Here is a 12,067-nt window from a genome sequence, read left to right as displayed (position 1 = left end):
TTCATACTGTCAGTATGTTATTATACTTTAAGGAAAAAAATCTTATTTTCTTTTCAGTCGAAGACTTATTAGTATTAGTAGTTAGTCAATATAAAAATATTGTAAATTTACAGGAAAATATTAAAAAATTTGATTACTTTGGTATTAGTGAGGAGTCTGGTGGATATGGATTATATGCTCGTGAATTTCCCATTTTTAAAAAGTTTATAGAGGATCTTGCTCAAGCATATGAGGATAAATATGTTGAAAAAAATATAGAAAGAGTACAAGAATTATTGTCCCTAATGGAAAATGATAGTTATGAGTTTCATCAACAGATCACGAATAAATACTATGATTATCCAATCTTGAACTCATTAGAAGCTATAGATTTTCTAGATCAACTTTTAAGAATTGACTATAGAAGCGCAATGTATGCAATAGACGGTTTAAACTCACGATTTACAGTACATTCCCAAAGTGCAATATATTTACAAGAGGAAAAATGGTTTGAAAAAATCATTGAGCTCGCTACTCAAAAATTAGTTTCATCTCCAATGCTAGAAAAGCATAAAATTCAAGATAAATTTTTACCAAAATTGCTTGAAATAAAGGAACAGGCATATAAAGGCTAATTTTTAGCTATATTTAAAAAATGAATTGAAATGCTATAAAAAAGCCCCTACAACGTAGAGGCTTTTTTCATCTAAGATCTAAATCTTAAGATACTTTATCACCAGCTTTAGCACCAGATTCAGGTGAAATCACCCAAACACCTTCGCCATTGCCAGCAGCTAAAACCATACCGTTAGAAATACCAAAACGCATTTTACGCGGTGCAAGGTTTGCCACCATCACCACCAATTTGCCTTTTAAGTCTTCTGGTTGGTAGAACTCACGAATACCACTGAATACATTACGCGGTTCAGCTTCACCCACATTTAAAGTCAGTTGAAGCAATTTATCAGAGCCTTCAACGTGAGCTGCATCTAAAACTTCAGCAACACGAAGGTCAACTTTCATAAAGTCTTCAATACCAATTACATTGTTTTCAGAAACAGCTTCACCCACTTTTGGCTCAGGCTTCTTCTCGGCTTTCTTCTCTTTTTTCTTTTCAACTTTTACAGGTTCAGCTGCAGCCGCTAAAGAGTCTTTAGACGCATCGACCATTGCCGCAACTGCTTTCGGGTCTACACGTTGCATTAACGGTTGGAACAATGCAATTTCATGATCGACCAATGCTGTTTGAGCAGAAGCAAAGTCAAAGCGGTCTAGTTTTAAGAACTCTTGCACTTGAGCCGCTAAAGTTGGAAGTACAGGTGCAAGGTATACAGCCAATTGACGGAACAGGTTAATACCGACAGAACATACATCATGTACTTGTTGTTCTTCGCCTTCAACTTTGGCTAAAGCCCAAGGTTTTTTCTCATCGATATATTGGTTGGCTTTGTCCGCAAGCGCCATGATTTCACGAATCGCAGCAGAGAACTCACGTGCTTCATAGGCTTTCGCAATTGAATCACCGGCATCAATAAAGCTTTGAACCAATTCAGGCTCTGCACAAGTTGCTGATAATTTATTATCAAACTTGGTGTTGATGAATTTTGCACAACGGCTAGCAATATTCACTACTTTACCAACTAGATCAGAGTTTACCTTTTGAACGAAATCATCCAAGTTCAAATCAGAGTCTTCAACTTTATCAGACAGTTTAGACGCGAAGTAGTAACGTAAATATTCAGGGTTTAAGTGCTCTAAATAGGTTTCAGCTTTAATGAATGTACCGCGAGACTTTGACATCTTCTGACCGTTTACCGTCAAGAAACCGTTGATGAATAAACCTGATGGCGTACGGTAGTTTGCACCTTCAAGCATTGCAGGCCAGAACAGCGCATGGAAGTAAACGATGTCTTTACCAATGAAGTGATAGACTTCTTTGTCAGAGTCTTTCTTCCAAAAGTCGTCAAAACTTAAATCAGGACGTTTCGCTTTGATGTAGTTTTCAAAACTCGACATATAACCAATCGGCGCATCGACCCAAACATAGAAATACTTGTTTGGTGCATCTGGAATTTCAAAACCGAAATACGGTGCATCACGTGAAATATCCCAATCAGATAAACCCGCTTCAAACCATTCATCCAGTTTGTTGGCAATTGAAACAGGTAGGCGACCTTGGTCACGCGTCCATTTTTGTAAATATTCTGAGAAATTCGGCAGTTTAAAGAAGTAGTGATCTGAAGATTTTTCTACAGGCGTCGCACCACTCAAAGTTGATTTCGGGTTTAAAAGCTCAGTCGCATTGTATGTTGTACCGCAGACTTCACACGCATCGCCATATTGATCTTCCGATTTACATTTCGGGCACGTGCCTTTAATGAAACGATCCGATAAGAACATGCCTTTTTCAGGGTCAAAAAGCTGGTTGACAGGACGGATGGCAATATTACCAGCTTCACGGTTTTTCACATAAATTTCAGATGCGCGAACACGGTTTTCATCACTATGAGTTGAATCATAATGGTCGAAATGCACACCAAAACCGTCAAAATCACGGATGTGTTCTTTTTGCACATTGGCGATTTGATCTTCAGGTGAAATACCATTCGCTTCGGCACGGAGCATGATCGCTGTGCCGTGAGCATCATCCGCACATACATAAGTCACATCGTGTCCCATTGCACGCATGGCACGAACCCAAATATCTGCTTGGATATAACCGAGTAAGTGTCCCATATGGATGGGGCCATTGGCGTATGGTAGGGCGTTAGTGACTAAAATATTACGCACGGATATGACTCTCTCATTCGTATTTTATATAAGGTCAACGATTTTACCTTAGATAGCCGCGACTTGCACAAGTGAATCGGTGAAAAGTTTTCAAATGAGACTAAAGCCCATAGGAATTGATCGGCCCGAAGATGGATCTATTGCCAAATATTCATGAGCCAATAGTGCAAAGATCGAAAATATCGCTTTTAATATCTTAAAAAAGAAGGTGTACATCATTTTGTCTAACTCATGGGGAATACCCAAAAATATTGAAGAACTAGTTTTAGAACGTGATCAGTGTTGTGTTTATTGTGGCTGTGAATTTGGCACTGAAAGAGCTAAAAAGAAATCATGGGAGCACATCATTAATGATATCAATATTAAAACATTAGAGAATATTGCCTTATGTTGTGTTGGTTGTAATGCTTCCAAAGGCAATAAAGAATTAATCAGTTGGTTTTATTCTGGACATGCTCGAAAGAGAGGTATTAATTCCGAAACTATTGCTGATGTTATTAAAATAGCACTAAACCTTAAAAGCTAATGATGAAGTAATCTGCCTTCAATTTTAAGCACTGCTATATAATAGTGTTATTCAGTACATTCAGCCTATTTAGAGTATACCGTCCATGATCGATGATGATTTTGATTTCGACCAACCCGTGACCCGAATTCCGCAAAATCCACAAGCGACCAAACTACTGGGCAATCGACTTTTACAACAAGCTGAACAATATCTTGCTTCAATGGGTAGTCAAGCTCATGCACAATTGGTCGAGTCGCTCCGTCAGCTAGAGTTGGAAGATTCGTACTTTGCAGTAATGGCCGATCAGCTTGAGTATGAAAGTGATGAACCAATGGCCAATGACGTGCTCAATCTGTTGTTTTTCTGGCAAATGGCCAATGAAAAAGAAGCGGATATGACTAAGTTTCAGTTGCCTAATTTAATCCAAACAGACTATTTCCAAACAACTTTGCTTGACGCTTACGACGCGATGGATTTGGGGGCATTCCAAGCCCAGCGCCGCAGCGTGATTGAAGAAACCTTAAAACTGTATCAACAGCAGTGTTATGCAGGGTGCATTACAGTTCTTTATGGTCAAATAGAAGGGATTTTGACAGATGCGCTGATTGAACATGGCTATTTACAGCAAAATCAAACCAAGTTTGTCGATGTGTATAAAATCGTACCGGGTTTGAAAGGCCATGAAGTCAAAAGCCTATGGCATAAAGTCAAAATTGCCAGTGAAATCAATCCGTATTTTCTGAGCCTTGAAGCATTGAAAATGGATGCGAGTTCTAGTGTCACCGCCACTCGTCATAATATGGTACACGGTGCGGACGTGATCCATTTCACGCAAGCACGCAGTTTCATTTTGTTTATTTGGCTGTTTGCAGTTATCAGTTTTATCAGTACGTTAAAGCGTTAGTCACTGCCGTTGAGTGGTACAGGATGGTGTTTAAATTGATGCATCCTGTACAGCTATTGTTTCCAAATGATGCAAATGACGTCAGCACTCAAAAAGCAAGGTATAACTCTTAGTTAAGCAAAATTTTAAATACGAAAGAGGGCTGTGACATGACGAATGACAATAAACTCGATGATTTAAAAACCAAAGCGACTGAGTTGGGCGAAGACTTGAAGTTGAAAGCTCAAGCGGCAAAACTTGAAGGCGAGAAAGTGCTTGAAGATGTCAAACATCAGGCTACTGAAGTCAAGCTTGATGCTGAAAAGCAGCTGACTGACTTAAAGCAGAACGCAGCAGAAAGTAAAGCCGAAGGCGATGCAGCTTTTGAGCAAAAGTTGGAGTCTGCACAAGCCAAAGCCGAGCATGCGAAACAAGTCGCACAGGAGAAATTGGATCACTTTAAAGTTGAAGCAGGGCATAAACTGGATGAGGCAAAACTTAAAGCTACTGAGTTAAAGCATGAGGCTGAAATTAAACTGGAAGAATTTAAGGTGCAAGCCACTGAAAAGTTTGACGAATTGAAAAAGAAAGCCACAGAAACACTGCAAAAGTTTAAAAAAGACGACCAAGCTTAATCCGTCTGAAACGGCGAATGTCGATCTTTCCGAATTTGCGAATACTATGGCGTAGACTGTGTACTGAGTGCAGGGTCTGCGTCTAAATTAAACCACATGATGCTCTGAATTTGATTGTTCACGGTACGAATGGTGTAGCGATAGTTTGCAATTTCATATACATATACCGTCTCAAGTGGGCTATTCGGTGCACTGCTGATTGGGGTAGAGGACATAGAAATTGGCGATAAATCAATTTTTTTCTGCATGTCTTGAACTTGATCACCGATAGTCACCGTTTGACCCGCAGGGGTTTTAAATGAATTGGTTGATGTATCTGCAAAACTAAAGCTAGATATGGTGCAAGCCAAAACAACCACGGCCCAAAGTTTCATTTTTTTCTCCCCAAATCGCGTCAAGATAGAACAATAGAATATAGATATTTTGCTATGCAATAACATCACCTTAAATGGGGAGATTGGATTGTACTTACAATTCTTTACGTTCAAATTTGATGTAATTCACCGATTTTATTTTTTCAGTTAGCTTAAGTGACTAAGCTTCGCCCTTTGATATTCAGTGTATAAAACCAACTAAAAAGCTAGGAATACTAAATTTCATGGCATAATCCATAAATACTGAACTTAAACTAAGTTCGTTTTGTGGTTAAACTATAGCATTCAGCTGAATACTCGAATTTGGAGTACATATATGTCGTGGCTTTCTTCTCTTAAATCAGTTTTTTCTCCTGCGCAGGAGGTAAAGGAAGAAGAAATCCAAACAGTACTGCAAAACTATATCTTGCCCAATTCAAACCATGTGTTGAAAGACCGCATTACTCAAGTGAATGTGCAGGGCAATATTCTGCAAATTACCATCAATACTTTTCCTGCCGAAGCAGATGATTTACAACAGATTCATGATGATTTGGCGGTTGCGCTTGAAGCATGCGGTATCAAAGAATTAAACATGCATGTGATTCAACAAAAAACGGGACATAAAGAAAAGTCAGGTGGCTGTGGACATCAGCATGCTGAAGGTGAGAGCTGTTCAAGCCAAGCAAAAGAGGCTGCACCGAAAAGCAATTTACCCCCAGTGATTGATGCTTCAGGCTCAGCAGCCCAAGCTGCTGCACAACCCGTTGAAACTGATCCAAACAATCCACCCATTCAAAAAGCAGCACCACAACAACGTGATGTGCCGAAGCATCCGCGTATTCAAAATGTGATTTTGGTGTCCTCGGGCAAGGGGGGCGTAGGCAAATCCACCACCACGGTAAACCTTGCACTTGCTTTGCAAAAGCTAGGCTTAAAAGTTGGGGTCTTAGATGCGGACATTTATGGTCCAAGTATTCCGACCATGTTGGGCAATGCGGGCAAAACGCCGATGATTGAAGCGGAAAATTTTGTACCCTTAGATGCCTATGGTTTGGCCGTGTTATCGATTGGGCATTTAACAGGTGATCATAATACTCCTGTGGCTTGGCGTGGGCCGAAAGCGACAGGGGCGTTGATGCAACTGTTCAATCAAACCTTATGGCCTGACTTAGATGTCTTGATGATTGATATGCCACCGGGTACAGGTGATATTCAGTTGACGCTTGCGCAGCGTATTCCTGTGACAGGTGCAGTAATTGTAACTACACCGCAAAACGTGGCACTTATGGATGCGACCAAAGGCATTGAGTTATTTAACCGCGTACATATTCCAGTTATGGGTGTTGTGGAAAATATGTCGACCCATATTTGCTCAAATTGTGGATTTGAAGAGCAAATTTTTGGTACGGGCGGTGGAGATCAACTGTCGGAGCAATATGCTATTCCGCTGTTGGGGCGTTTGCCTTTAAATGTACAAATTCGTGAAAATGCGGATGCGGGTAAGCCTTCTGTTTTAGTGGAAGACAGTGCAGCAGACAGCTATATGCAGATTGCTGAAAAAATTGCAGCCGCACTGCCTCAGGCTGAGAAAGATCAGACTCGTATTTTTTAAATCAGCCATAAATGAAAAAAAGCCCAATCTGTTGAGTTGGGCTTTTTTTTCTTTTTTAGGAGAGTGAATAGGACTGATTTTGTTTTTTGGCTTGCATTATATTAATGCTGATCGCAATCACCACCATCACAATCCCGATAATATCAGTGACAGTTTCAGGGATAATCATACATAAAGCACCTGCACCTAAGAAAATTCGCCAGAACCAGTTCAAACCAATTTTAAAGTAACCTTCAACTGCTGCACCCAGCGCCAAAATACCGACTACTGAGGTAAACACAATACTCACAATAGTTGTCCATACAGGAAAGGCAAACTCACGTGCATTGACTGCGACGTTGGCCGTATCAATCATCAGCATGGCAGGGTTATAGACGAACAGGAACGGGACAATGAAACCAGCCAAAGAGAGTTTCAATGCTTGGAAACCTGTGCGCATTGGGTCGCCCCCTGCGATTCCCGCACCTGCAAAGGCGGCTAAGGCGACAGGGGGAGTAATATTGGCAAACAGACCAAAGTAGAACACAAACATATGTGCCACCAGTGTGGGAATATCAAAGTTTGCCAAAGCGGGTGCAGCCATAGTCGCGGTAATGATATAGGCTGGAATCGAAGGAAGTCCCATACCTAAAATCATCGATGCAATCATGGTAAAGAACAGCGTTAAAAATAGGCTGCCTGCACCGATGCTCATAATCGAGGAGGTCATGACAGAGCCAAAGCTGGTCAGGCTCACCACACCAATAATAATCCCCACCACAGCACAGGCTGCCATGACCGAAAGGGATTGTTTTGCACCATCGGAGAGCGCTTCTAATATTTCTTTGAAGCCCATACGGGTCGATTTGCGGAAACTCGCCACAATCACAGTTAAGACAATGGTGTAGACCGCGGCATAACTGACAGGGATGGATTGAAATAGGAAAAATACCAAAGCCACAATTGGAATAAGTAAGTGCCCTCGCTCTTTTAGGACATCTTTAACCCGTGGCAAATCCGCTTTCGGTACGCCTTTTAAATTGTCTTTACCAGCACGGAAATGGACTTGCGCCATCACACCTAAATAGTAGAGTAAAGCCGGAAGAGTGGCTGCAAGGGCAATGGTGCCATAACTGACACCCGTGGTTTCAGCCATAATGAAGGCACTGGCTCCCATCACTGGGGGTAAAATTTGTCCACCTACAGAGGCACTGGCTTCAACAGCACCTGCAAAATTTTTGTGGTAGCCAATTTTTTTCATCAGGGGAATGGTAAATGAACCTGTACCCACGACATTAGCCACCGCTGTGCCATTAATACTGCCCATAAATCCACTGGAAATGACGGCAACTTTTGCAGGACCACCTTGTTTATGGCCTGCCAGTGCCATCGCAAGATCATTAAACAGTTTTCCCATGCCTGATTTCGCCAGAAAAGCACCAAACAAAATAAACAGGAAAATAAAAGTGACTGAAGCACCGATTGCGGAAGAATAAAGTCCTTCAGTTTTTAAATACATTTGCCCGAAAATATCACTAATACTATATGGGCGCGTCAATAAACGATCAGGGACCCAGTCATAGTGGCTAAAAAACGGGTAAGACAGAAAGACTAAACCTAAAATAGGTAGCATCCACCCCATAACCCGCCGTGCGCCTTCAACCACCAGCACCACGGCTAAAATGGCAAAAACAATATCTAAGGTGTTTGGAATACCACCACGTGTGGTCATAATGGCTTGATATTCTTTCCAAAGGTATAAAAAGGTTGCTAAAGCGGCTAAGGCAAGTAACCAATCCAACCAAGGGATGCTTTGTCGTGAACTGGACTGACGCGCAGGATAAAGTAGAAAGATTAAAACCAAACCAATAGCGACATGGGCGGAACGTTGAATCAGTTCGGGTAGTGGATTAAATGTAATAAATAAATGAAATAAGGAATAGAAAATAGCAATCGCCGCTATGAACCATGCCACAGACTTGTTGCTTGGGGAACGAGTCACTGACTCACGATCAAATTTTTCTAAAATGGCTTGTTGTTGTTGCTCATCTAATTGTTCAGGGGCAACTTTGTCTTCATTTTGAGTCATCGGCATTCTCCGATCTGCCATGCTTTCCACAAGGGCTGTTGTTGTGCTGTAATTTGCACCAAGGTGTAATCTGGATATTGTTGAAAAATGGGCCAGACGCTCTGGTGAATAATGATACTGCCTTGCATATTCTTGGAAATGATCCAGTTGATTTGATCAATGCGCCGATGAACTTTCATTCTGACCATACCGTCTTTTTGAAAGATGATGGGGTAGTCATTCGGTGTGCCTGCACCGAAAGAAATCAGGTCGGTGTAGCGCAATATAAAGTGTTGTTGCTCTCGTTGATAGTTTTCAATCCAACGGGTTTTTTCAACTGAATGTTTCCACTGCAAACTAAATTGTGCTGTTGAAATTCGGCACTGCATTTGAGCAACAGTTACTTCGCTATAGCGAACAGGTAAGAACAACAGCCCGAATAAACCGAGTAGAAAAAGTGCAGTAATCACTGCACCTTTTTTCAGCTTCATTTTTTCGCTGCGAGTTCGTCGTAATAACGCTTAGCCCCAGGGTGTAGCGGAGCAACCACGCCTTTTTGAGCTGTTTCCAGATTAATTTCTGTCGCTGCCTGATGTGAGTTGGCCAATTGTCCTAAACTATCAAAGAAGGTTTTGGTCAGTTTATAGACATCATCTTCAGAAAGATCGGAACGGACCACTAAAGCATTCATAATGGCCGCAGTTGGAATATCTTCTGCATTACCATAAGTGCCTTTCGGAATATTCAGAGATAGGAAATAAGTTTGGTTTTTGGCGATTTGTTTCACTTTCTCAGGATCGATCCCGACCAGTTGTAAATCGAAACCTTGTTGCAGTTCCATCAAGGATGAGTTGGGGATACCACTGGTTAAGAATGCAGCATCAATTTTTCCACCCTTTAAAGCATCCGCGGCTTCAGCATAGCCTAGATAGTCGACCTTCACGTCATTGTAAGTAATACCAAAACCATTTAAGAGGGTGCGCGCATTAACTTCAACCCCTGAGTTTTGGGCACCGACGGCAATACGCTTACCTTTTAAGTCTTCAAGCTTTTTAATGCCTGATTTTTTTGATGCCACAATTTGCACATAGTTGGGGTAAAGTGCCGCCACTTGTTGGATATTATCAATTTTCCCACTGGCAAAACTACCTGTGCCATTCAGTGCTTCGGTTAAGCTGTCACTCATGACAAAAGCCATTTCAACTTTTTTCTGTTTGAGTAAGTTAAGATTTTCTACCGATGCGCCTGTGGTTTGGGTTTTTGAATTTACACCGTAGGTTTTATTATAAATTTCAGCCAAACTGGTGCCAATCACGTTATACGGCCCAGATGCACCACCTGTCGCTATGTTGACAAATTTACTTTGGAGTTTGTCGGATGCTTGTGCACTGGTTTCAGTTTGAGCATCGCCTGAAGTTGCGGTTTTATTGTCACTTGAGCATGCTCCTAGACCCGCAAGTGCAATTGAAAGTAGCGTGAGTTGAGTCCATTTTTTCATATACTTTTCCTCGTTTTATTATCTTCAAAGCCATTCACTTGGCTCTTTTATCCTTGACTTTGCGTGATCAGATTGATGAATAAAAATACGCATGTTTTAAAAAGTAACTGATTAAAAATCATTTGAATAGTTTTTTTTCATTAGTTATGTCTATTTGATTTATAAAATCATTGATTTGAAAAAAGAATAAAGCATATGGCGTCATTTTTATGAATGCTAGATTGGGTAAGGGTCTTATACGTTATTTATGTTAAGTATTGAATGAAAATTAAAAAAACTGTTATCACGGTTCACTAAATTTGATTGCTTTCAGCATGGCAAGTCATTACGCTTATAGTTATATATATGTGGGTCTGTGAATATGGTCACTTGGTTTTTTATTGGTTTAGTGATAACCATTCTTTTAACTCCAGGACCAACCAATACCTTACTTGCCTCTTCGGGTATTCAAGTCGGTATTCGTAAATCATTGCGTCTCATTCCTGCAGAAGCTTTTGGCTATCTCATTTCAATCACGGCATGGGGCTTCCTCATTGGAAAAGTGTCTGTGCACTTGCCTTTATTGCCGACCATTTTAAAATTGTTTAGCGCAAGCTATATCATTTATTTGGCCATCAAATTATGGCGTACAGCCGATGCTGAAGTGAGTTTTAATCAACCGACTATTCGGGCGCGTGAACTGTTTTTGGCAACATTATTGAACCCTAAAGCATTATTGTTTGCTTCAGCCATTTTCCCAACCATTGCGTGGACAAAACTAGATTATTATCTGTCACATATGTCGCTGTTTTTGGTTTTGATTGTTCCAATTGCTTTCTTTTGGACTTTTATCGGGTCAATTTTAGCGAGCAATAAAATTCGTTGGCTGAACCAATCTAACCTGCAAAAAACAGCATCACTGGTTTTGATGAGTTTTTCGATTCCGCTGAGCTATTCTGCGATTTTAAGCTTTTAATTTAGTAATTAAAGACAGAAATTTTGCGAACTTAAACGCGCTTATTTTCATTGAAAGCGATTTCAGTTAAAGTACAACGCAATTATTGAAATTAAGCTTTTTTGGAAAGAATAAATGGCTATTAAGTCCGATCGTTGGATTCGCGAAATGAGCGAAAAACACGGCATGATCGAACCGTATGCAGAAAACCAAGTTCGTTTAGATGAAAATGGTCAAAAACTCATTTCTTATGGCGTGTCGAGCTATGGTTATGACGTTCGTTGTGCACGTGAGTTTAAAGTTTTTACCAATGTTCACTCGGCAATTGTAGATCCAAAAAACTTTGATGATAAAAGTTTTATCGACATTGAAGCTGATGTTTGTATTATTCCGCCAAACTCATTTGCTTTAGCACGTACCGTTGAATATTTCCGTATTCCACGTAATGTGTTGACTGTGTGTTTGGGTAAATCGACCTATGCACGTTGCGGTATTATCGTAAACGTCACACCACTTGAGCCTGAGTGGGAAGGTCATGTTACTTTAGAGTTCTCGAACACAACCAATCTTCCTGCACGTATTTATGCAGGTGAGGGTGTTGCACAAATGTTGTTCTTCGAATCTGACGAAGTGTGTGAAACATCGTATAAAGACCGTGGTGGTAAGTACCAAGGTCAAACAGGTGTAACTTTACCGAAGACCTAAGTTTTTGGTATTAAAAAAAGCGGATCATTGATCCGCTTTTTTTGTGTCAATTCATTCATCGGAAAATAAATATTATCGGACAGTTGGTTTTGCATTTGTGTTGAGTTTCAGCATAATCAA

At 40.6% G+C, this 12,067-nt stretch carries 11 protein-coding genes and 1 pseudogene; 7 read left to right on the top strand and 5 right to left on the bottom strand.

Annotated features, from left to right (window positions below):
* Nucleotides 1–614, top strand: a pseudogene (locus tag ACF8FD_RS08490) (hypothetical protein); the annotation flags it as partial.
* An 85-nt stretch (nt 615–699) separates the two neighbouring features.
* On the opposite strand, the gene metG reads toward ACF8FD_RS08490, so the two are convergent.
* Complete coding sequence (metG, locus tag ACF8FD_RS08485; RefSeq protein WP_205666968.1) at nt 700–2,769, bottom strand: methionine--tRNA ligase; 2,070 nt, start codon at nt 2,767–2,769, stop codon at nt 700–702.
* Nucleotides 2,770–2,989: 220 nt separating this feature from the next.
* On the opposite strand from metG, the gene ACF8FD_RS08480 reads away from it, so the two are divergent.
* The 3 genes from ACF8FD_RS08480 (at nt 2,990) to ACF8FD_RS08470 (ending at nt 4,795) form a co-directional block, all read left to right on the top strand.
* Nucleotides 2,990–3,295, top strand: coding sequence for an HNH endonuclease (locus tag ACF8FD_RS08480; RefSeq protein WP_205666967.1), 306 nt, complete (start codon nt 2,990–2,992; stop codon nt 3,293–3,295).
* A gap of 85 nt (nt 3,296–3,380) precedes the next feature.
* Nucleotides 3,381–4,181 carry a hypothetical protein gene (locus ACF8FD_RS08475; RefSeq protein WP_178928994.1) on the top strand — a complete coding sequence of 267 codons (801 nt, stop codon included), beginning with the start codon at nt 3,381–3,383 and terminating at the stop codon, nt 4,179–4,181.
* A 149-nt stretch (nt 4,182–4,330) separates the two neighbouring features.
* Entirely contained in the window at nt 4,331–4,795 is a 465-nt protein-coding gene (locus tag ACF8FD_RS08470; protein WP_392453324.1) for a hypothetical protein, read from the top strand.
* A 44-nt stretch (nt 4,796–4,839) separates the two neighbouring features.
* Here the strand turns inward: ACF8FD_RS08470 and ACF8FD_RS08465 are convergent, their stop codons facing one another.
* Nucleotides 4,840–5,169: a hypothetical protein gene (locus ACF8FD_RS08465; RefSeq protein ID WP_004694526.1), complete on the bottom strand. Its 330-nt coding sequence runs from the start codon at nt 5,167–5,169 to the stop codon at nt 4,840–4,842.
* Nucleotides 5,170–5,485: 316 nt separating this feature from the next.
* On the opposite strand from ACF8FD_RS08465, the gene apbC reads away from it, so the two are divergent.
* Nucleotides 5,486–6,763 (top strand): iron-sulfur cluster carrier protein ApbC, encoded by a 1,278-nt coding sequence (apbC, locus tag ACF8FD_RS08460; RefSeq protein WP_279682480.1) that lies wholly within the window; start codon nt 5,486–5,488, stop codon nt 6,761–6,763.
* Between the two features lie 55 nt (nt 6,764–6,818).
* Here apbC and ACF8FD_RS08455 read toward each other — a convergent pair whose 3' ends face one another.
* From ACF8FD_RS08455 to ACF8FD_RS08445, 3 genes are read right to left on the bottom strand one after another with little or no spacing between them, the layout of a single operon-like run.
* A complete protein-coding gene (locus ACF8FD_RS08455; protein WP_279682482.1) occupies nt 6,819–8,831 on the bottom strand; it encodes a TRAP transporter permease in 2,013 nt (670 codons plus the stop codon).
* Entirely contained in the window at nt 8,828–9,301 is a 474-nt protein-coding gene (locus ACF8FD_RS08450) for a DUF1850 domain-containing protein (RefSeq protein WP_281963645.1), read from the bottom strand. The genes ACF8FD_RS08455 and ACF8FD_RS08450 overlap by 4 nt, the downstream gene beginning before the upstream one ends.
* The gene (locus tag ACF8FD_RS08445; protein ID WP_058869152.1) at nt 9,298–10,308 is read right to left on the bottom strand and encodes a TAXI family TRAP transporter solute-binding subunit; all 1,011 of its coding nucleotides are present in this window, start codon (nt 10,306–10,308) and stop codon (nt 9,298–9,300) included. Before ACF8FD_RS08445 ends, ACF8FD_RS08450 begins: the two co-directional genes overlap by 4 nt.
* 361 nt (nt 10,309–10,669) lie before the next feature.
* Between ACF8FD_RS08445 and ACF8FD_RS08440 the strand changes: the two genes are divergently transcribed.
* Both ACF8FD_RS08440 and dcd read left to right on the top strand, forming a co-directional pair.
* The gene (locus ACF8FD_RS08440) at nt 10,670–11,263 is read left to right on the top strand and encodes a LysE family translocator (protein WP_004694517.1); all 594 of its coding nucleotides are present in this window, start codon (nt 10,670–10,672) and stop codon (nt 11,261–11,263) included.
* 114 nt (nt 11,264–11,377) lie between these two features.
* A complete protein-coding gene (gene dcd, locus ACF8FD_RS08435; RefSeq protein WP_004694514.1) occupies nt 11,378–11,947 on the top strand; it encodes a dCTP deaminase in 570 nt (189 codons plus the stop codon).
* Nucleotides 11,948–12,067: the final 120 nt, after the last annotated feature.

It is taken from the genome of Acinetobacter sp. TYF_19, assembly GCF_043105125.1.
Taxonomy (GTDB): Bacteria; Pseudomonadota; Gammaproteobacteria; order Pseudomonadales; family Moraxellaceae; genus Acinetobacter; species Acinetobacter johnsonii.
Note: the sequence above shows the minus strand (reverse complement) of the source record. Positions and strands in the feature narration are given on the sequence as shown.